Below are 22,314 nucleotides of genomic sequence, written 5' to 3' on the forward strand. Positions count from 1 at the left end.
CGTTGCAGTTGAACACACAAACCCCACTGTCATCCCGGACACCGCGTATTGACTCAGAATTTAGGGGTTAATGATTACGTATCTGGCGCTGACATAGTGAGGAAGTGTCGAACAGCTAATGGAGCCATTTTTATCATCAATGTAAACTTCCACGCTTTTATCCGCTGCGAGGGCAGCTAAAACAATCGCGTTACTTTTGTCCGACGGCGGACAAATCCACTTCCCATTAGAGCCGCTTGTCTTGAATGCAGTGTTGCCACTACATTGTTGAGGATAATCCATCACCCAAGTGACTTTGCCTTTGCAGTTGATATCCGCCGCATTTGCCAATACAGGGAACAAAATAAGTAGAGCTGTTAATAACGCTTTCATAGACCTTCCTTTAGTGTTTAGTATTTTCGCTAACGATACAAAGTACTTTGTATCGTTGGCGACGAGCGTGCATGACTGTGCTTTTATGTCAGCTTGTAACTGCGTGCCACAGAGCAAGCTTACAAACTTCTGACTCATTATGGATAATTTTTGTTAGTTTGTGATTACAAGCTCGTAACAGGTTGGTTTCAGCTTTAGGAGAGAGTGACCAAAATGTGGAGCGGGTATCCGGGCAAAGTGGTTGCTATTACGACTGAGTCATAGCTTTTTGGAAAAGCTCACCCATACTAGCCATTGCTTCAGGCATTGTCATTTTCCATGTGTTGCCTTCTTTAAATACAGTTTCCACTTCAACATTTTGGAACGAAATATCGGTTTGCTCAATAAAGTAACGCACCACTACATGCGCAGTATGCTCTCCTTCCATCACTTTTCCGATAATTGCCAGCTTAAGCATTTCATATGATTCCGGGGAAGCAGCGAGTTGAGTACTGACTTGTAATACGTTCTCACAAAACTGGATCTCCGACATTTTATTAATACTATCTAAGGAGCTCTTTTCGCCAAAGTAAAGGACTCTTGCTTCTTGCTTCCCTGAGTTAGATTCAGCCAGAAATACCGGCATGAGTCCTTCTTTAAAAGTATGAAGGTCTTTATCTCTGTATAGTTTGCAGGCTTTCCATATGGTATTAGATGCAACGTAATCAGTGTATCTTTCAACAAGCTTTTCCGGTGATTCTGATGCGATAGCTACCGACGACATTGCTGTTAGCAAGAAACAAATAAGTGTTCGAACGTATTTCAAAATAGTGCTTTCCTGTATTTAAGCTAGACTCGACTCCCCTTTGTGGGAACCTATCAAAAATTATAACCTGTCGCGTCATTGCTATGCGAATTTTTGCTGGGTTTCCAGGCAAAGCGCTTGATAACAAAGAGTGGGTTTAACCTTGTAATCGATCACACAGGACCTGGCTCACTCGCCGTCTTTTGTGCAGATGCTCACAGTTATCCGTCAATGCATGCTTTTGGCCTACCGCGCTGTGAAAGGCCCCAGAAAAATTACGACGACACCCATTCTCAATTGACGTAAAAATGGTACGAGCACTCGCTTAATTATCAACCTTTTATGCCTGTTTGCGAGTGCTCACAGTTCACCGCTGTGGGTTTAAGTTATGCGCCTTTGAATGTGCCTGAAATCTGGATATAGCCTGGTGATTGCACTTCTTGAACCTCAATCGCCGGTACCGTGATGTTGAATCCGTCGCTGAATAAGTCGTGAAATTCATTCAATGCTTTTTTCACCGCATCTTTTATGTAGCTGCAAGTTGTACCGCCACTACAGCTGTCATAACTATTGTCAAAAGAAAGGTGTAGCTCACCATTTTGTTCACTAAAACCAATCTTGAGGGTAATGTGATAAGTGTGGCTGACCTTTATAATGATTTCTTTGTAGCGTAAGTTTAAATGGGTAACTAATTGGCCATTGGGTGAGAATTGGCTGTTTAGTTGACCTTTTTCGATTTTTACAGCTGCGCCACAGGCATATTCGGACTCTTTTGAAGTTTCGTTGTTACTCACCAGTGCGGGATAAACATGAGTATCTAAGCTCATAAAATGACTACCAACGAATAACTCTTGTTGCTCCAATACTTGGTACAGTGATTTTTCTATATATTTCATAATGGTTAGATTTGAAATGATAATCGAAACTTCACACGCTGAGGCCTGGGGGATGTTATTTACCGATAATGGGCTTTTGGGCTCGGTATCATCATCGCCGATCATTAGGGCTACGAAGCTGTCTTCTTTATGCGCTCGATTATAGACATAGGCCAGGCCGACCTTGCTCTGTTCTGAGCTTACAGGCAGAGCTATATTGAGTGGAAACTCAATAGAACCGAGTTGCCCTATGGCTTGGTTGAGCAGCTCAGTAATATGATTATGCTGCTGTTCAATATCGATTGGTTTTTCTAAGAACTTAACGTCCAGCTGAGATAAATCAATGTCACTGATTACTTGGTCAGCAAAGTTGATTTGTAGCGTGTGTTCATTGTCGCTTTGATTGATTAGCTCTGCTTTTACCTGGTTTAAATCAATGGATGCAGTAATGCTGCCATGAATGGTAAATAGTTTTTTAATCGTGCCTTTGACGGAAATTGAAAAAGTCAGTTGCTGCTGGTTATGAGTGTCCGCAGTTGTTACCTGAGGGCAGCCCAGTTCAACACCAGCCAGCTGATGTGGAAGCTTTTGCGCATCATAGAGTGCTCGAAGTTGTTTGTTCATTGGTATGAGCTTTTCAGCCAAGATGAAATCCCAACCCGCGTTGAGCAACTGAATAGGATTCATTGCAATCACATAGCCCCCTGAAGCAAAGTAAAGGTGACTTGCTGCTTCATTTTTAGTCATTGCCACAGCGTGTTTACCTATGCCTGGGAAGTTCCTTTTGAATATGATCTGGCCAGTCTTGATATCGAGTTGCAATAGATAGCCGATACAGCCTGTATTCACTATGTCACCATCTACCAAAAATGAGACTGCCTCTTGTTCTGAGGTCAGGCTGGTACGCCAGTCAATGGTTGAAAATGTATCAGTTTGAACGCTGATAACATCGCCACTCACGCCGATAAATAGCCGTTTGCCATCAGGTGTAATCGCTAAGCTGAGCGGTTTGCTGTGCGCATCTGAAATATTTAGGTGGCTCAGTTCATCGCCCGTATTCGCATTTAATTTATACGCATGATTGTGACAGGCGGCATATAGAATTTCATTTTTCAGTAATAGGCTAACGATATCAGATGAGCTGTTAACTGTTTTGCGCCAGGTCTGTTTTGAGAAGTGATTAGTGGCGATACGATAGACGTAGCCATCAGTGCCCACATAAAGTGTGTCACCATCTTCACTTAAGGCTAAGCAACAGTCGTGGAAGCCTGCGCCCTTGAGCTTGTTGGTTGAGATATTATTCCCGGTAGTGGCATCCAACAGATAGGCATATCCATGGCAGGCCGCATATACTCTGTCACCGTGGCATACTAGCGATACATTTTTGTTGCTTTTCTCAATTCTCTTGTGCCACATTGACTGACCAAAGTTATCAGTATCAATACCAATAACGTAGCCTGCGGTGCCTGCGTAGAGTGACTTTCCATTCTCAGAAATAGCCATCATAACGTTATCATTATGGGGGGCTGGCAGGTTGTTAGTTTCGAGTAAGCTCCCCGTTTCGGCATCTAATTTATAAATACAGCCGTTGGCACCAATGTAGATATGTTGATCATTGTTAATCATGCTCATGTTGCCAGTAGTGTCGCTGACTTGATAATTCCACTCTGTATTTGGAAGGTTTAACGTATTTTCAGCTGTTAAAGACTCGATGGTTGGTAACGAAAGTTTCGAATTTTGTATGTTCATTTTATTTCCCTCGGTTCATTTTACAGGTGGAGGGAGCGCTCAAAGCAAAGCTGATTTATCAAGTACACCAGCCCTTGCTTGCGCTCAGAATTACAGTCCAATATATGAATAAACAGAGCGGGGAGTTATTACATTGTATTACGCAGGGTTAATGTACTAATTGAGTAGGGCTTGTTTCTCTTCTGACTTAAGGCACCGTGGTACCCTTTTGCAGTTGAACTTACAAACTCACAGTCACGTGAGGCACCTGCCACCCTTCTAAAAGTGGGTGTACATTCAAGTTAAACGTGTCAACAATGCGGGCACTGCTCAGCATGCCGAGGCCAGATTGCACAATTAGCCCAGTCAAAACAGGCCGAATTTCCGTCGGACGACACATTACGAAGCGACTTAACAGCGTTAAAACAGCATTTGATGCAAATTGGCATTACACCAAGCTCCGCAATACTGACCCGATTCCTAACCGGCATGACCTCGCCTTTAGCAACCTCTTCCAAATTCAGACAACGCGCCGGGTTTGGCAGCTGCGCAGACATTCGCTATCAGCAGGTTTTGAGCAAAGTAACGCAATTGGGATTTGGGGCATGATGGTGCGTAAAGGTTTAGTGCGTCTTTATTAGGTAGGACGAAAATCAAAGCGAAACAGTGTTTGAATGAGCACCAGCCTGGCGGTCAAAGCTGACACGGCCGAACTTCTCTTTCGAATTCGGTGCCTTTAAAGCTGGTGCCCATCTCTGTCATCCCGGACACTTGCGAGCCGGGATCCATTAAGCTATGAAATCGCAGTATCCTAGGGCAGTCAATGTTGGGGGCGTGTCACTTGTTTTCTGGGCAACTACAAGGCCTTCGTATCACTTAACTGCCAAGCAAGCTCATTGACTCCTGTTGCAGTATTTAAATTTACTAAGAGTCACTGACCTTACCTCTTATGGATAGGTCAATAACTATCACCTCCACGGCGTCAACGTCGGGGTAATTGCACGCTATTTTATCCCAGTAACCTTTCAATGCACCTCGCAAATCTTGAAGCGTTGTTGACTTACCATTAATTATCCACTTTTTGTAAGTATCTGCCGCAACAAGCAACATGATCCCACATGATGCACCATCGGCTCGTAGATAATCACCAACCAGCTGATTTCTCAGCCTTTCACATAAGTCATTGCCTGACCACCTCTTATCTAACAGCTTGAGCTCAATGGGTACAGGGAAGCTTATATAGTTACTTTGAAATCCAATATCCATTCGTTGCCCGTTGGCCAGCTCAAATTCTTGCGGTACAGAATATTGTCTTTGACTATTTTGATTTAGCCAGCCAGCAATGAGATTTCGCAACTCATTCTCAACTTTGGCTTTTTGCCATGTCTCCCAAGGACTATCATTCCCATTTTCTAGCCAAGCTTTTAAACTATTCAATTGTTGGACACCTAACTCAAATAATTGTCTATGGGTCTTGGGTGTTATTAATTGTTTGTGTTCAAACAGAACCACTTGTTCAGCATTCCACGGGGCAATATCCGCATCAGACTCAGCTCGTTTATAAGCCATTTTTGCCATCCAAGGGCGATATCCCGGCTCTGGGTGTTCACTTTCCAGCTCCCTTAAAGCCACGTATGCAGCTTTACCAGGTATTTCAGCTAATAAACTAAACAAGCGGCTGCGGGCATCTTGCGCATCGTCACGTAAGGCCGGGCTGTACACGCCACCATCTGTTCTATCAATGTCATCTGCCGAATGAACATACTTATGAATCAAGATATACAAGTTTTTTAGATATTCCGGAGTCTTATATGACTCACAGCAGCCAAGACCACCGACTAACTCAACAACAAAAACTTCAGCTGCACTTTTAGCACTCTCTTTGGCTAAGCGTCCCAGCCATTCTTTAAAAGCGGGTATTGCTTCCTTAGAATGACAATCTACCCATAAGGCAAACCATCTTGCTTTAAGCTCAATCGAGAGCTCTCTACCAATCTCTCGCTGAGCGAGCTCTATTAGACACTCGGCTCCTATCTGACCTCGGATAATTATCTGTACACAGTACTCAGGGAACTTGCTAACCTTATCTGGGTTGTCCATGAGCCAGTCAAATACAAATGGCGTCAGTGCCTTGTGAATCCAAGGAGCGTAGTGCAGTAAGTTATACAGGATATAATGTACGGACTCTCTAGCTCCAGTGTATTCCAGTTCCCATTTAAGTTCTGTAATTACAGCTTCTAGCGTATCTGTTGGAAAAGCCTTGTACAACGATTCAAACCAAGCCGAAAACCCATGTAACTCTTTCGCCAAGTACCTGAGAGCTTGTTCTAGCTCAGTTGATGAAAGGTTAAGAGGAAATGATGATACCTCACGATATTCAACCTCTAAGCCTGCCATGGCGACGCTCAGCGCAGCTGGTCTTGTGCTATCATACTCATTGCTTTCTGACTGTAGAGCAACATCATAGTGTCTCCAGAATGCCAAAATGGCTCGTTTATACTCAGTAGCAACAGATTCGCCAAACTCAGGAATTAGACCTTTCCATTGAGCACCACACGAAATATCGAAGCTATAATTATCATCTTGAAGTTCCCGAAAAAGATCCAATACGTCATCAGTGAGCTTTCCTTCGACGCTGTTAACCCTACTAGGGTTAGCCTGTAACGCCTTTATCCACCCTTGTCTTTGTTTTCTTTCAAACTCATCCACTTTTCGCTCTCGTTTTTCAGTTTCTTCACGGCGTATTTGGTGCTTACTTTTGGGGGAAGCAGTGGGACCGAGTTTCCGTTGCAACACCCCTTGTAACAAGTCATTACCTGTCACTGCCATTTTTAAGTCGTTCAAAATACTTTGCGGCTTATCACCATCCTGATAGACATGAATTACCGTACTAAGTGCAACTAACTGGTTATCCTCAATTTCTGATGCATTAATGGCAGGTATCAATCGCTTGTATGAGGTATGATCAAAGAACCAAAAGCGAGTATTCCATCTGATCTCCCAGTCATCTTTTAGTGATTCATTTTTTGCTTTTAGCTTTGTTCGAGCCTGATCAACACTTGCCCAGTACAAAGTGTCATTAAGCTCTGGCCATTCAGGTACGATATTCCGCAAATTTTCTTTATAGTCATTGAAATCAGCTTGCCTAGAATATTTCGCAGTTGGCAGCATGATAAGTGTGGATACAACATTATTACTCAAAGCGACTGGGTTACGTGCTGTTATAACTTTTGCTATTAACTGTGCCGTGTTGCTGGCTAACCAAGAGTACTTTTGTGAAAGTTTAGAATCATGCTGTGTCTCATAAGGTTCTTGAGTTATCAGTCTAATTAAACCTTCTAATAAGTAACAAATAGTATTTAAGTCATCTTGAACAGATAGTATTTTTATGAAATTGGTCAAAGCCCGGCGAACACTTAAATACATGTACTTTTTCTTACAGTCTTCAAGCTTCTCCAATGAAGTTAGCAATTGTTGTTCATCAATAGCATTAGCTGAGAGGTGTTCCAAAAACTCTAACAGTAACTGTTGCGGAAAGTCTTCTTCCCCTTGGTTTAGTCGTTCCCAGATGTTCAAATAAAAGCTTGGTTTGCCTAAGGTAATAATAGCCCTTAGAGCAGCTCTTCTTGCGTAGATCCCACGATGACTGTTAAGCACAATGCCTTCAAGCAAGCTTAGTGTTTTGACCATTTTTCCCTGCCAAGCTAGACGGCCTAAGTAGAAAATAGCATCGTCGTTTTCTTTGTATTGTTGTATAAGTTCAATTGCTACAGGGGATAGATCTGGTGTCGCTATACGAGCTATAGCAGTGTTATCTCTTGCACCGCGGTCATATTCATCATCTACAATTTTTTGTACGATACTACGGAGTAGCCGCACTCTTATAGGTAATGGCAATATCGCTGGATCACCACCTTCAACAGCTACTTCTGGAGCTATAGACTCAGCTTGCTGACGAAAACCATCGTCAAAGAGCAGCAACCAAGTCAAAACAGGACGAAGCCTCGGGGTGATGATTTTTTCACCGTACAACTCTTTGAAAAATAGACCCTCAACCGAGTATTTATTCGCCCCTGATTGCAACAAAGTTTCAAACCATTCAGCTGCTAACAACTCTTTGATGTCTCTGTGCCGGAACCTAACTGTTTCGTAAACTACATCGTTAAATATGCCAAGCTCTAGTAGCGATTGAACATCAGAAGGCGGCCAGTCATTAAGCACCTCTTTTGCACAGACCCCCTTTGAACTAGATGAAGCCCCGGGAATCAGCATTCCCGCTTTGCCCGTTAGTACTGCGGCAGCGGCGAGACTGCGAGCGCCTTCTTGCGCTCGTTTTAAGTCTAAAACTTGTACGGTTGATCTGTCGGTAGAGTGTTTATCAGTGAGTTTTTCTTTAATGTTGTGCCTGAGTAACTCTAAACGACTACCCAGTTCATTATCGTCTTTCCATTTACCTATTATGGTTTCAAGATCAAAAGGCCTTTCAGCTAGGCTCCATAAGCCTAGCCTTTGTATTTCATTTATTAGCTCACCAACATTTTCCACATTACGGGAATGACAGTATGTCTCTACCTGTTCGACATCCAGCGGTCTTAATATCAGCACTTCCAATGTGCCTTTGTTCTCTGTGCTTTCTTCTTCCGAGTCTGTATCTTTAGCCTCTGGTAAAAATAAATGCTTGTCCATCAACTTACGGTCTTCGACTGGCTGCCATGAATAAGGCCTACTTGAAATAAACACATGAGCTCTGTGCTTTGCACAAGTTATCCGCCTAGCAAATTTTGTAATGGCCTTTCTAAAAGCCGCAGGACTAGCCAGCCTTGCTTCATCTACCGAGTCTAAAAAGAACCAAGCTTCTTCCTCACTTTCAAGCCAATCATTAAATTGTTCAGAGGTGCCCACTTCGAACGCATCTTCAAATTCGCTGTCAATGTCCTCAATACGAATAAAAAATGCAGGGAGCCCTTTTTTATCAAGGATGGATGCTTGCTGCTCAAACTCTTCTGACTTACCTGCACCTGCTTCAGCAAGCAGCACACAACGGTACTTTCTAAGAACATCCTTCCATGTTTGATGACTTGAGTCTCCCAAAGCCCAACTCAAGAAGCCCTGTTCATTATCACCTTCTTTTTCAACAACCGCAGAAAACTTTCGGTTTAATTCTATATAACTTGCCATCACGATCCTTAGCCTGGTTACTTTTAATCACCAAAATACAACGAGTTCAGTTTCGTGCAGAAGTTAAGCAGAGTCAATGGATGAGCTAGCCTAGCCCCTTCTAAGGCACTAAGTATGAGGCTGAAGCTACTTACCTGAAAATACAATTGCTTTTCTGCAAATGACCAATAAGTTCGAAGTTATGTAGACATCCACCCAAAAGTTACAACACACCCAACTTCTTACTCATCATCATTAGATGAGCTATTATATTATTTGTACGTTATTTTGTACTTTTTAAGGTTCGTTATGAATCGTATTCATCTGGATAAAGATATTCAGCCGCTTTCTGAGTTTCGTGCTGGTGTTGCATCCTATATCAAGCAAATCAACGAGACGCGTCGTCCACTGTTAATCACACAGCGCGGTATAGGTGTTGCCGTTGTGCTTGATGTAGCTGAGTACGAAGCAATACAAGAGAAAATTGAACTACTGGAAGAAATGCTTGCAGCTGAGGCCCAGTTGGCTTTAGGTCTTGGCGTGTCAAACGAGGATGCGCGTACCCAAGTGCTAAGCCGTATCAGGAAATGAACGTTGCCTGGTCTCCTTCAAAAACTCGGTATCCCTATATCCTGAATCTATTGCGTAATGCCAAGCCAATCAGAAAGACCAATGCTATTGATGTAAGCGACTGAAACCATGAAAGTAAAAAAACATGATCGGGAATTTTGTCTGTACTTTCAAAAAGGCGACTCACAAATTCTGTCCGGCTAGCCCTTGAGCTGGGTATCAAATGTAACATTTGTGCGAAAGAGTAGTATAGTGCGTCTGTTATTGTTGCTGCTTCTTCGGTGCGGCTAAAATAGTAAATCGGTGAGCACAGAGCACCTATCATAGCTAACCCTGTGAAGGGTCTTTGTATGCTGCGCCCGTAGTCGCCGAATTTATCGAAAAGGAACTCAACGAATAGAGCTCTTTTGGACGTGGTTTCAATCCATCTACTACATTTCATTTCCTCGACATGTAAATCTAAAGCGAGTTTATGGTGTTTATTTGTTTCCGCTAGTTCCTTCAAACGTCGAATGCGATCTATGTCTTGCTTGTCTGCGGCTGCGACTTTACATAGCCAGGGCAACTTTTTGGATAATTTTAGCGTTCGCTTTTTTCTTGAGTAAGTGAACTGTGAGCCAAACCAAACCTTTTGAACGCGCAACATGAGTTTGGATAAGATCTTCCCCTTGCTGATCATTTTGGGTTTAACAATAAAGTGGCTCAAGCTAAGTTGGTGTGAGAGCTTGGTATTTGTGAAATCAGGGATACAGTCGAAGTTATTATTATCTAGACTGACGGGACCATCAAAAGTTGTAAATTTGAAGGATAGGGACTTTATTAGTGTAGCGCCTCTAACATCGGAAAAATGGAACTGCCCTGATGTATTTATTGCGCTGAAGTTAACCACCCCCTTACCAAATAGTGTGTAACGGAAATAAACATTTCCTACACCATATTGAGTATCAGAAAAGTTGACGTCACCGTCACCAAATTGGACGTTGTAGAAGCTAACGTCCCCCTCCGCAAATTGCGCGCCGTAGAAATCGACATGGCCTTTTCCAAATAAGGCACTGCTAAAATCAACGTTACCCTGTCCAAATTTTGTGTGTGAGAAGTTAACATAACCGTTTCCAAATTGGACACCACTGAAATCAACTATACCTTTTCCAAATTGGACACCACAGTAATCAACGTAACCCTCTCCAAATTTGGAGTCGCAAAAGAAAATGTCACCCTCTCCAAACTGGGTACCATTGAAGCTAACGTCCCCTCGTTCAAAATGTACACCACTGAAGTCAACTGTACCGTCATTAAAGTGGGTAGCCGAGAAGGTTACATCACCATTTCCAAATTGTGCATGATAGAAGTCGAGGTCACCCTTTCCAAATCGAGCTTTGGAAAAATCTGTGTTACCTTCACCGAAATTGACACATAGGAAATAAACGTTACCTTCTCCAAATCGCGCACCATAGAAGTCAACATTACCTTTTCCAAAGTGCGAATGTGAGAAGTCAACATTACCGTCTTCAAAATTAGTGTTGGAGAAGTCAACTTTACCCTCATCAAATTGAACACTATGGAAGCTAATATCCCCCTTGCCAAATCGAGAATAGGAGAAATCAACGACTCCTATAGGAAACTTATAATGTTCAAACGAAACCGCACTGTACATAGTAAAATCCACACAATGAAAATCCACATCAGCAATTGGGTTCTCGTCTACCCAAGTATTCCAGACGTCAGGGCCTTTGCGCCAAAGGTCAATTGCGGCCTGGCCTTCTAAGACTGTCTTGTTGTCATCACGTGCCATAGTGTGTGTCGGTTCTTGGTAGCGTTGGTCGGCATAATTTACGTCCCTTTTTATCAGAGGTCAATTTTGCTCCCCTATACCTTGCTGCAACCTAATGCCATGAATAATATTGGCTATTTGAATAGCCTAGCCAGTCTGTGCCTATTAACAGATATCAATCGCATTTTGGTAGTGCTTACGCTGATTAGCGGGGGTGGCCAGAATTGAATGGTTTTTAGCCATAGTTATGTTGACATCCACCTAAAACTGGTGTGCGTCTAGGTTGAACCTATCGCTTCTTCTGCACACTAATTTGGGGTGAGTGTCGGCCAGTTCGTTATCAGTAAAAAAGTAACTGTCTGAATTAAAATCTGACCTGTGACAAGTAAATCCAGCCGACCACACTCAGAAGTGGCTGATGGAGCCGTTAGCTCCACCACCAATCCCACATGTCAAGTTACCTATACAAGTTACAGTCGCGAGATTTCAATTGTTCCATTAACTGTACATGTGGGATCTTTGTGAGAGTCGTATCTTTTACAGGAGCCAGAAATAGTCTCAAAGCGGTTTTAGACGATGTCGTTAGATGATTACACAATCATCATTACTCGCCGTGAATCGGGAGATGCAGTAGTTATTTTACAATAGCCTTGTCGAAACAGTTAATTTGCTTCTTTCGTCCAAAAATGCGGAGCATTTAAGTCATTCCATATTGCAGTAACGTGCTGGCAAAACAACAGAAAGAGAGCTAATTGATGGGTAGTAGCCAGCGTTTGCTGGCCTGACGATGCCTCGGGTGGCTATTTGTACTGGCAAAACCAGACCAAGAAAACATGGAATATATCAATGATCTGAAAAACGATGTTAAACGTTCGTCATTTGATGAGGGCAAGGTAACCCTGAGCCACTAAAAGAGAGTTTTACTGGCTTCTGGTCTTCACGAATTAATGACACAAACAGGCTTTAATCGTCGGGCGACTAACAAGAGGCTATGGTGTCAATAGCTAAGTTCGGCATTTGGGAGCAGCGTGGATATTAACTCAAGTTGTACCTACTCTTATTCAGGTCGTCTTTAGGTGCGGGGTACTCCAAAAAGTCATATACCACAGGCTCTGAACGTGATTAAAGGAGGCTTGTTCCCATATTGATATAGTGATAAATTCCTGCTGTTAATAAATAAAATCTAGTCGACGCATGATTGTTCTAATTCCAGTCTCTAGGAGTGTGTTTACTTTAGTACGTGCATCGTCAGGAAATCTACAGGATATATACTTTGCGTTTAATAACTATTTTTTCGTTCATCTTATTTCTCTCCGCGTGCAATTCCACGGAACACAGCTCAAAAGCGAGTTTTGTAAAAGTTGGTGTTAAACCGACAGAGCATCTGGCAAGCCTGAGTTTTCACGATATTAAGCCTGTCAGTTATATCACGTCACTGGGTAAAATTCCGGTTTACGGTGACTTTAAACCACATGACAAAGAGGTTGCTGTTTATGATGGCCTTTTTTGGGAAGTTACTCCAATGGGGCAATATGTTTATTATCTGGCAGGTGACTTCAAGAAAAATGAGAAAGGGTTGTTAAGATTTGGCTCTCAAAACACAGAGTTACGGGTTGAGATCAGCTATGAGGATGATGCAATTGATGTAGCTGGCTATGAAATGAGCTATGAATATGAACAAGCAAGTCGAGGAAGCCGCCTTAATTTATCTGATTTACAAGGACTGCAACTATCTTCGATAGACAGTTTGCTAAATAAATCGCTAACTGTCGATGGCTCTTATTATTCCCGAGGGATTTTCAAAAACAGTGAACTAGGGTCTAAAACATCTAAGTCTCGATTTAAATTTATGAAGTACAAAGACAATGCAAAGCTAGTATTACTCTATGAAGATATCCTCAAGCCACAGAATGAAAATGAGGAGCCCCGATATCTCAAGATCATAGTGTCTAGCAAACAAGCTGACCTTGATGCAGGAGCCTTGTCATCTTTATTTAAGGAACTAGTGTCTGTTTACCACGACATGCCTTATAGTCGACTGTCCGGAGCGACGAGAATGTAGTGTGAGCAATACCAATTTCACTTAATGCCTGTTCTATTTGAAGGAGCAAATAAGACGCTAACGGCGTTAAAGATTTCTCATTTAGAACAACTAAATAGCAAAATTTTTGCCTAGTTATCGAACCTATTTTCTCGCCTCAAAATAGAACACTTAATTAAGCAAATTGGTATAAAGCGATGGTGGTTTGCCACACTTCGGTATCAATACCCACAAAAAAAGCCCCTAAAAAGGGGCTTTGCTGTCCTGATTATCTATAAACCAAAACTACTCACTAAATAGCAGTTATCAAAACAAAAACCAAAACAATCACCTAAACAATCACCCCCGGAATTTCCTTACCAAATCCAAGGTCTACGCCACACGCCTTGGCTGCGGTGTGCAGCACATCGTGCTGGTTGTAGCCAGAACCGATGTCGCTGACTACGCCTCGGTTGATACGGGCGCCGCCGCCGGCGATTAGATAGGCACAGGGGTTGGCAGAGTGTTTGTCTGCATGGCCCATGTCGGTGGTTTCTAGTACCACTGTGCTGTCTAAGATGCCGGCTGCTTTGAGTTTTTGGATCAAATAGGCGCTCAGGCTGCCCAGGTGGCTGCGCATTTCGGTGTAGTACGGGTAGTTTGGCTGGCCGTTACTGCCACCGTGAATGGCGTTGTGATAGTGCCCCTGGAAGTTTAGTTCAGGAATACGGAACTCTGACTGGTGGTTACCAAAGGCCAGTGATACTGAGCTGGTCAGGTTACACTGCAAAGCTGCCACGGCAATGTCTGCTTGCAGTCGTGCCTGCTGGCTGAAGGTATCAAAGGTCAATGGGAACTCTGTGTCATCGGGGGCAATGCCACAGGAGGTGCCGCCAGAGAGCTCATCCAAACGTCGCTGGGTGTCTGCAATGGCATCCAGGTGATCATTCATGCGCTGTATTTCGTAGCCTGCGAGCCTGTTCTTAATCGCATTGGCTGCCGACATATGCGCATTCATGATAGGCGTTTTACTGTTGCTGCCCTGGGCGCCGCCAAACACCATTTTATATACGGTGAAGGGGTTTTCCTGGAACGGCAAATGATTACGGTTGTCTTTGGTTAAATGGCCCTGACCATTACTGTGAACGCCTAAGTTCAGATAGCGAAATGGCAGGTTCGGGCCCAGTGCATTACCCATAGTTACATCGTAACTGTCACCGCCCCAGTTTTGGGCGAGCAGCACTGGCATACGGCCATGACCTGCATTGGAGTGGGCCATATTGACCATAAAGTTACATTCGGTTTTGACTGGCTCGTAGCCTGCCGACATAACGCCCAGCTGCATGGATTCACCACTGCCGGTGGGGTTCCAAAGCGAGGAGATAGACCCGCCCGGGATATAAATGGACACGGTTTTATTGGGCAGCCCGGCGTCCATCGCATCGGCATGTCGTGCGTAAAGCAGTCCTGATACCAGCGGTGATGTGCGGATCAGGGCAGTCGAAATACCCGACGCCATAAACATTTTTAATAAGCTGCGGCGCGATATCGCCATGTTATTTAAATGCTCTTTTTTCATGTTACTAACCTCTTAATGTTGTGACCCGCATTACTCGCTTCTGGACCAGGCTTTGCGATAACGCACCGACTTGAGTGAACCAAATTTCTCCAGCATGGCTCTCGGGCTTTCCTGCATCATGGTGTTGGTCAGTGTGTCGATTTCACACATATAACCGACCTGCTCTGTCTGAGACAGGCGCTTGTCTTCTTCATTAGACGGGTCGATAGAGTCATGACCCACACCTATCACGTAGCGGAACATTTGCTGTGGTAAGCAGCTTTGCGCAGAAGAAAGGTCGGCTATCACAGCACCTAATTGTTTAGTACCGTTGAATGGCACAAAGTCACTGACCTGCGCATACTTCTCAGGAGCATAAAGAGTGCCCGATGCGTCGATCACATTACCGTTATTGTCTTGATTGCGGATATTGCCCACGGCATCAAAGTCTTCCATACCAAAGCCCATCGGGTTGATGTACTTTTCGTGGCAACTTGAACAAGGCTGACCTTCCGTTAAGCTGTGGTACTTGAGTCGGTTGGTGGTCGTCGGGTCTTGTAACAAGTCAGACAGCTCGGCAAGCCTTTGCTCTCTGGCTTCAAAGGTACCCGCTGGCGGATCGGGCTGCTCCTGACATAACATACGACGGCGCACTCTGACCGAGCGTAAGATAGGGTGCGACTCGTCTACTTCTGCCCAGCGCGACATAAACGCACCATTAGCCAAGATGCCACCACGCTGTGTGGTCTCTACTTTTTGCAGGTCATCACCCGATACGCCAGGAATATTGTAGTGGTTGGCCAGCAACTGATTGACGAACGTGAAGTTGGCGGTATATAGCGAGCCAAATTTTTCGTCCGGCTGAGTCATGATGTAGGAGAAGGTTTCGTTGATCTCCGCCTTCATGGCAGGTACCAGATTGGCAAAGCCCGGATAGTGGTCCTGATCTTTACTGGCGACCTCTAAACTGCCCGTGCCTAACCAGCTGCCTACAAAGTCACCCAATACCGGCTTGGCTTGTTCTGCCAGGCGGTTTGCATGGGCAATGATATGAGCTTCATCACGCAGCTCATCACGTTCAGCGGCTTGCCACAGAAGCTGATCTGGCGTTGATCCGGTAAAGGTATAAGACAGGAAGGTGGCCATTTCCCATGAGGTCAGTTCAAAGGCATCGTAATCCAGCTCTGAGTTATCCGGGTTCGCTTCACCTAATTCATGGCGGTAGATAAACTGCGGCGAAGACAGCAAGCCTTCCAGCGCTAACTGCATGCCCGCTTCAACGTCGTTATTGTTGAAAAAGCCTGTTGCGATCAGTCGGTAACTGTCTGCCTCATCCTGTGTTAGCGGACGGCGGAATATCTGCGGTGCTAACTCATCAATCAAACGGTTGGCACAGTCTTCATTAATGGCTGCACAACTTAAAGCAGGCGAGTAGCCATTCTCAGCCACCCATTGTGCGACTTCTTCAGCGACCAGCAGGTAGTTGCTGTAGTTAGAAGGCTGCACAGTGGCATGGGTATTGTTGATGAAAAAGCCCACCTGAGAATCCGGCGATAAGCCGTCTGATACTGCGAAATCAACACCCAGTAAGTCTTCCACTGTGTTTTGATATTCGGTTTGGGTCAGTATTTTCAGTTGTCTAGCACCGTATGCCACAGGCGCGACACCCACATCACAGGTTAATGGCGCAGGCCACAGGGTTTGCAGGTAATCCGCGATATCCGTGGCACATTGCTCATCACAGGCGCCCGGCGCGCCATAAGGCATAGTCGCGGTGATCACATCAATCATGGCCTGTACATCACGTTCGGTATTAAGCGCAGGGAATGAACCCAGACCGCCGCCTTCAGAACCATGACAACCGGCACAGTTGGTTTTGTACAGTTCCATGCCGCGGGCAATGGGGTCGGTTTCTGTGACTGTGACGCGTGCAATATTACTCGGCTGGGAGGGCACTGAGTTGTTCAGCGCAATCACCTTGTAATCAAACTCGCCTGATTCCGGTAAACCCGACTCGTAATAACTGGCGTTAGAGGCAAGCGTTGCGGTGGTGTGCCAGCGGCCATCAAGCGATTTTAAACGCACCAGATAATTGGTTTCGTTATTGCTGTTGTCGTACCAGCTTAATTGCGCCTGAGCTTCGGCCGATAGGACACTGGCGCTCAGCTCCGAAGGTGCAGCCGGTTTAGCGGCCATATCAACAGGCTCAAAACCGTTTTGCTCGGCTGATAAAAACGTCAGGTTAAAGTAAACCGGTACGGTCTCACCAATGCCACTCAGGTTGGCGACTACTCGCAACGCCTCAATACCATAGTCCATATCAAAGGCTTTACTGTCGATGATCATCGGCGTAAGCGTACTGACGTTAACATGGCCAGTTGCCAGCTTCACGACTAACACATCCAGGCTCATCTCTTGGTTTACGCCATGCAGGCTCATCTCACCTGTAACGGTTTGAACCGTCGGATTGCCCACTTCCAGCGTGCTCAATAGCGCAGGGTCAATCTGAGTATTGAAGTACGCCGTTGGCAGTAATTCTGTTTCAAACAGTAAGTCCATGACTCGGCTGTTTCTGATATCCACACCGGTAGACACGCTATTCAAATCGACTGCCAGGAGTACGCGCCCATCGGCATCAATACTGCCCGACAACGCAGGGGTTGCATTATCTTGCGATACAAACTGGTTCAGCTCTGCTATATGGTCTTTTTTGACCGATACATAGCTTAGTGAAGACTCAGTACTGTCCAGCGCCCACAAGCCCGTTTCTGTAACAGCATCCGGGGGCGTAGTCGGGCCTGAGTTGCTACATACATCGCCATTAAGGGTGATGGCAACGTCTTCGCTCAGGCCATTTTTACTGGCAACAAAGCCCAGCCCAAATGACTGATTTGCATGGACGGTATGACCCTGCGTGGTGATGGTACACCCAGTGTCGTTACAGTCGAAATTGCCATTCCAGCCATTTTGCAGGGATATGCCCGGGTTCCAGGTGAGTTCGAGGGACCAGTCGTTAATGCTCTGATCTGAGTCATTTGCAATGACTATCTCGGTTTTAAACCCATTGTTCCAGTTATCCGGAATGGTAAATGAACACTGTGCTGCCTGAGCAAACTGCGCACTCGCGATTAAACTCATGCAAACGGCAAACTTAGCGATAGCTGGCGCCGTTGAGCAGGCACGAGTAAAGGTAGAGAATCGTGTTAAGTTATTAAATATCATCTTCTTTCCCTCCTATTCCTGCGCTTCAAACACTAAGTTAAAGCTCACGGGAACCGCGTAACTGATCACAGATAAATTCGCCAGTGTTCTCAGTGTTTCTATGCCTGGATCCAGGCCAAAGTCTGTGGCGTCCAGTACAACCGGCTTAAGGCTTTGCACCATGACTTTAGTGTGCGTAAGGCGGCGAACTGCCACGTCTGCAGTAACTTCGGCTATCACGCCTGTAAGGTTTACTGTGGCGGTGACGGTCTGTTTCTCGGTGCTACCGATAGGCATGGCGGCCAGGGCTGCATAATCAACCGCAAGCAGCACTTCGGCTTCAGGGAACAAGCTGGTATCGAATAGGTGTTCCTTCATTCTGCCATCCCGGGTATCGTTACCCGTATTGACGCTGGTCAGATCCAAAGTGAGCCTTGCAGCCCCTTGCGTAGAAATACTGCCGCTGAGGTTTTCAAAGGTGTGTGCTTCAACCACATGCTGCTTTTTGGTGGAGACAAAGTAGAGGCTGGAGCTTTGTGGGTTTAACTCAAATGGTCCGGTGATGGGTGCCACATCCGGCTCTGCGACCTGAATGCTGATGGGCTGGCTGACCGTGGTATTGACCCCGTCATTGACCGATAGTTTGACCGTAAATGTGCCTGTTTGATCGAAAACATAAGCAGGGTTTGGCTCGCTTGATGTATTACCGTTACCAAAATCCCAGCTGTACGTTAAGGCATCCCCGTCTGGATCGGACGAGTCACTGCCATCAAAGTTCACCGTTAAAGGGCGCTGGCCGCTTGTTACTGACGCTGATGCAATGGCCGAGGGGGCACGATTAATATTGCCGTCTACCGAACATAAACCGCCCAGTGAAGGCGTTGTTGGCGCGTCATTTTCTTGTGCCTTTTGGGCATTGAAACCAAAGTTTAAACTCTGACCCGGGTTGATGGTGCCGTTGTAGTTCTCGTTCACAATCTCATACGGATTATTGCCGCTGTGATTGCCATGCCAGACGCCAGACAGTTTAGTGTTGTCGGCAAATTCCATCAGCACTTTCCAGCCTGAAATGGCTACGCTCTCCGTATTGGTGATAGTGACCTTGCCGCGAAAGCCGGAGATCCACTCTTGTTCCACTTCGAACAGACAGTGTGCTGATTCTGGCTGAGCTTCTTCAATTGAGAGTGTGATTGGTGTCGCCTGGTAGTCATTGGTGCCGTCGTTGATGGTTAATGACACCTGGTAATCACCCGGCTGCTCAAAAGTATGTTGTGGGTTCATTTCATCTGAGTTTTGGCCGTTACCAAAGTCCCACAGATAGCTCACGTTGTCTGATGTCGAGTTGGCTATTTCACTGCTGAACTGGATAGTTGCAGGTGCCGTGGCCTGAGTGTCAGACGCCGTAATGGCAACACTAATTTCGTTATTGTCATCCTGCCCGCCGCTCTCACAAATGCCGGATAAGCTAGGTGTAACTGCGCTTTGCCCGGCACTTTTCTGTACGTTGAAGCCAAAAGTCTTGGATGAATTTGGATTAATCTTGCGATTCCAGCTGAGGTTCTCAAATTGATAGGGGTTGCTACCGCCTAGTTGAGCGCGCCATGCGTTATTGATGGACTCACCCTGATTAAACTCTAATCCGACTGACCAGCCATCAATAGCGACATCGGTGTTGTTATACACGGTGACTTCTGCGGTATAACCGCTTTGCCATTCGTTCTTCACTTTGAACTCGCATTGCGCAGCCAAGCCGTGTATGGAGTGCCCCAAAGCCAGTAAGCAGAGACTGGTTTTTAAAAACCGGTGCTGCCTGGTGTTGTATTTACGTTGTCTCATGAAAGTTCCCCGAAACATTGCCATTTGACATGTTAATTCCCTGCTGCTCTTCGCGGGTTAGGCGTTGACCAGAGCTAACAGGCTGCAATAGCAAGAGCAAGTTCAGGTATGAGGAGAGACCAAAAGAGGGCGGTATGACAGCTCATGCCATTGGCGTGAATACCAATATGCTTCGCAATGCGCATACAAAACAACAGTATGCACATTACGCTTCATTTATACTCATTGGCATTCAGCAACCCCGCTATCTTAGTACGCACCTTAGACCGGAAGCTTTGCGTCCCTCCCTTTCGAAAGGTTTGCTATTTTAAGCCTGTCTGAGGAAGGTAGCCCAAAATTGCAATAATCACAAAGCCCACACTGCAACTTTCACATTATTTGCACATTTCACCTGAATTAAGGCCAAAAGGCTGTTTGAATTTTGTTCTCACTCATTATGAAGTCCTTAAAATTTAATGATTTATGCTCAATTTTTGAAATGTGCACAATGTGGCTCAATTGTGCAAAGGGGCAGGGAATGTGTCCTGAATTTGATTTGGTTTTGGTATATTTTTTGTTTGTGATTAATGGACATCTTTTCTACAGATTGAATGGATGATTCTGGTAAAGTGTTTTTATTGGGGATGTTTCGTTAGACGCACGAGGTCGGTTCTGACTAGTTTTATGGCTAATATTTGGTCAAGCAGTGAGTGAGGTGTGCTCAGTCACTGACAAGTACGCTGTTTTATTTAAGACGCGATGGTGATAAATGATCATTAACAGGTTTTCTGGAGATATGTTTTGAAGCAAAAAAGCAGACAGTTGTTACATGTGTTTGTCGTGGCATTGGGACTGATTTTTTCAATAATATACAAAGCAACGACGAGTGAAAATGAACATGTCAGACTTGAAGAGGATGTTTCTAAATTGCTCCTTAAAGATGGAGACAAAGCCAAGTTACTCTCTTTTTATGAATCAACTGACGTGACTTCATTAGAAATTGGCGTTGAAGGCTTTAGCCGAAGTGACGCATTATTTGAAGAAAAGAAAAACCAGTACAAAGTAAAGACGCTGAACTTTGTCTGTTCGAACGATGTACTAAAGAAATACTTAGACGCTGGGGATAAAATTATTATTGACCTGACGGTTGGTGAAAACCTCGCCGATATAATAGCTAACTTACATGTCACATCAGCTCGTTGTAACAGGTTGGGGTTGTAGGTCAAATTAGCATCAGAATGTAAGTAACAGACACCAGTGCAAAGATTTTTCAGCTGGCTTTGGCGATACTATGAGTATCTTTGCAAGGAACGTGAACGTACAGGAGTTACTGTCATTTTTTAAATGTGCGCCTTGCCCTGGCAAGTTTATCTTTATCCATTGTTGATGATACGTGCTCCCATAATTGTTCCTTGAGTGTATCAGGCACTTTTTCCAGGTCATCAGGTCGTTTTTGCGAAAAGTCCCAACCTCCAAAAAACCTGGCAGCTCCTTCTGTCTGTGCTGTACTTAGCTGGGTTGAGTTAATGATTGAGATGATGTTAGCCGTTGAGTATTCAAACAGCATTTTCCTTGCAACATCCTCATAGGATGGATAACCTGACCAAGGTCCAGCGCCGGAACCATACCATTCTAGTAAAGTCAGGACCTGTAGGCGTTTATCTGGTATTGCCGCGGTGAATGGAGCTATCAATCGCTGTGTATCTCTTGTGCCATGAGGGGTTAGGGTCTCTGTCCAGACTGCTCTTATTGACGAGGGCATTGCTGCAAGCCAGCGCTGCTCGTTTTTCTGGTTTTGTACTTGCTCTTTCCTTTGCGTATCAAACATCTGTCGTGGCCACGGCATGCCGCGATCATCAAACCAGGTCAGCAATTTATCTGTATCGACTACAGAAGCATCACTGCTCCAGTGTGAGAAGCGAATATAGGCACCGTTAATATATGATAAAGCTCCTAGCTCTTTATCACCTTTGTAGAAATAGATTACGGGGTTACCAACGCATAAACAGAGTCGCTCTGTTTCGGGGCGTTCAATTACCAGGCTGTTTTTCAAAGCTGATAAGTCTTCTCTTTTTTCGGACTCAAATTGCACCAGTGCGTTTATTGGATCTTTTACTACTAACCTGTCTGCCTGCTCAATGATCTGGTGCAACTGTTTTAGGTTAACAGGTCTTTGTATCTCACTCGCACAGGTTACTGACATACAGAACATCAACAACATGGCATGTAAACATCTGTATTTCATGGTAATTTCTGGTTGAAAAAGATTCTTAGTGTAGAATTATCATAATTTGTAGCCCTGTCAATAAGAAGTATTCATTTGTTAGTTAACGACTATCAAGGTTAACTCTGTGGTAGTGCTGACGTGAGCAACTGCGTAGTGGCTATCATGCCTGGTTTGTCTCTGGCTTCACATCAAGTTACAGTGCTCTGTCAGTTGAACTGAAAGTACATAAAAAAGCA

13 protein-coding genes, 2 pseudogenes and 1 riboswitch are annotated in these 22,314 nt (G+C 44.7%); of the genes and pseudogenes, 6 read left to right on the forward strand and 9 right to left on the reverse strand.

The genetic code is table 11. The annotated features are described in order from the left end of the window. Positions 1 to 60 precede the first annotated feature (60 nt). The 3 genes from QNM19_RS02990 to QNM19_RS03000 form a co-directional block, all read right to left on the reverse strand. Positions 61 to 372, reverse strand: a complete 312-nt coding sequence (locus QNM19_RS02990; protein WP_049864561.1) for a hypothetical protein — start codon at positions 370 to 372, stop codon at positions 61 to 63. Between the two features lie 247 nt (positions 373 to 619). Further along, complete coding sequence (locus QNM19_RS02995) at positions 620 to 1,177, reverse strand: hypothetical protein (protein WP_049864560.1); 558 nt, start codon at positions 1,175 to 1,177, stop codon at positions 620 to 622. Positions 1,178 to 1,542: 365 nt separating this feature from the next. Next, positions 1,543 to 3,780: an outer membrane protein assembly factor BamB family protein gene (locus QNM19_RS03000; RefSeq protein WP_049864559.1), complete on the reverse strand. Its 2,238-nt coding sequence runs from the start codon at positions 3,778 to 3,780 to the stop codon at positions 1,543 to 1,545. 414 nt (positions 3,781 to 4,194) lie between these two features. Here QNM19_RS03000 and QNM19_RS03005 point away from each other — a divergent pair, with 414 nt between their 5' ends. Next, complete coding sequence (locus QNM19_RS03005; RefSeq protein ID WP_197094290.1) at positions 4,195 to 4,368, forward strand: hypothetical protein; 174 nt, start codon at positions 4,195 to 4,197, stop codon at positions 4,366 to 4,368. Positions 4,369 to 4,683: 315 nt separating this feature from the next. On the opposite strand, the gene QNM19_RS03010 is transcribed toward QNM19_RS03005, so the two are convergent. Further along, positions 4,684 to 8,937, reverse strand: coding sequence for an NACHT domain-containing protein (locus QNM19_RS03010; RefSeq protein WP_049864558.1), 4,254 nt, complete (start codon positions 8,935 to 8,937; stop codon positions 4,684 to 4,686). Between the two features lie 288 nt (positions 8,938 to 9,225). On the opposite strand from QNM19_RS03010, the gene QNM19_RS03015 reads away from it, so the two are divergent. Further along, entirely contained in the window at positions 9,226 to 9,507 is a 282-nt protein-coding gene (locus QNM19_RS03015) for a type II toxin-antitoxin system Phd/YefM family antitoxin (protein ID WP_049864557.1), read from the forward strand. A 34-nt stretch (positions 9,508 to 9,541) separates the two neighbouring features. Here QNM19_RS03015 and QNM19_RS03020 read toward each other — a convergent pair whose 3' ends face one another. Then, the gene (locus QNM19_RS03020) at positions 9,542 to 11,278 is read right to left on the reverse strand and encodes a pentapeptide repeat-containing protein (RefSeq protein ID WP_049864556.1); all 1,737 of its coding nucleotides are present in this window, start codon (positions 11,276 to 11,278) and stop codon (positions 9,542 to 9,544) included. A 500-nt stretch (positions 11,279 to 11,778) separates the two neighbouring features. Here QNM19_RS03020 and QNM19_RS03025 point away from each other — a divergent pair. The 3 genes and pseudogenes from QNM19_RS03025 (at position 11,779) to QNM19_RS03030 (ending at position 13,319) form a co-directional block, all read left to right on the forward strand. Next, positions 11,779 to 11,978 (forward strand): annotated as a pseudogene (locus QNM19_RS03025) (type II toxin-antitoxin system Phd/YefM family antitoxin). An 83-nt stretch (positions 11,979 to 12,061) separates the two neighbouring features. Beyond that, a pseudogene (locus tag QNM19_RS24455) lies at positions 12,062 to 12,224 on the forward strand (type II toxin-antitoxin system YoeB family toxin). Positions 12,225 to 12,530: 306 nt separating this feature from the next. Then, complete coding sequence (locus QNM19_RS03030) at positions 12,531 to 13,319, forward strand: hypothetical protein (protein WP_049864555.1); 789 nt, start codon at positions 12,531 to 12,533, stop codon at positions 13,317 to 13,319. Positions 13,320 to 13,629: 310 nt separating this feature from the next. Here QNM19_RS03030 and QNM19_RS03035 read toward each other — a convergent pair whose 3' ends face one another. Genes QNM19_RS03035 through QNM19_RS03045 form a run of 3 tightly spaced genes read right to left on the reverse strand, consistent with a single transcriptional unit; the run spans position 13,630 to position 19,872 of the window. Further along, positions 13,630 to 14,856: a DUF1552 domain-containing protein gene (locus tag QNM19_RS03035; protein ID WP_049864554.1), complete on the reverse strand. Its 1,227-nt coding sequence runs from the start codon at positions 14,854 to 14,856 to the stop codon at positions 13,630 to 13,632. A 30-nt stretch (positions 14,857 to 14,886) separates the two neighbouring features. Then, positions 14,887 to 18,057, reverse strand: coding sequence for a DUF1592 domain-containing protein (locus QNM19_RS03040; RefSeq protein WP_284026301.1), 3,171 nt, complete (start codon positions 18,055 to 18,057; stop codon positions 14,887 to 14,889). A gap of 12 nt (positions 18,058 to 18,069) precedes the next feature. Continuing rightward, positions 18,070 to 19,872, reverse strand: a complete 1,803-nt coding sequence (locus tag QNM19_RS03045; protein WP_049863284.1) for a cellulose binding domain-containing protein — start codon at positions 19,870 to 19,872, stop codon at positions 18,070 to 18,072. A gap of 231 nt (positions 19,873 to 20,103) precedes the next feature. Continuing rightward, a riboswitch (cyclic di-GMP riboswitch) is annotated at positions 20,104 to 20,186 on the reverse strand. 466 nt (positions 20,187 to 20,652) lie between these two features. Between QNM19_RS03045 and QNM19_RS03050 the strand changes: the two genes are divergently transcribed. Next, positions 20,653 to 21,072, forward strand: coding sequence for a hypothetical protein (locus QNM19_RS03050; RefSeq protein WP_049863285.1), 420 nt, complete (start codon positions 20,653 to 20,655; stop codon positions 21,070 to 21,072). Between the two features lie 112 nt (positions 21,073 to 21,184). Here the strand turns inward: QNM19_RS03050 and QNM19_RS03055 are convergent, their stop codons facing one another. Next, positions 21,185 to 22,003, reverse strand: a complete 819-nt coding sequence (locus QNM19_RS03055) for a hypothetical protein (RefSeq protein WP_284026302.1) — start codon at positions 22,001 to 22,003, stop codon at positions 21,185 to 21,187. Between the last annotated feature and the right edge of the window lie 311 nt (positions 22,004 to 22,314).

Origin of the sequence: Pseudoalteromonas ardens, assembly GCF_030125445.1 — a bacterium.
GTDB lineage: Bacteria > Pseudomonadota > Gammaproteobacteria > Enterobacterales > Alteromonadaceae > Pseudoalteromonas > Pseudoalteromonas ardens.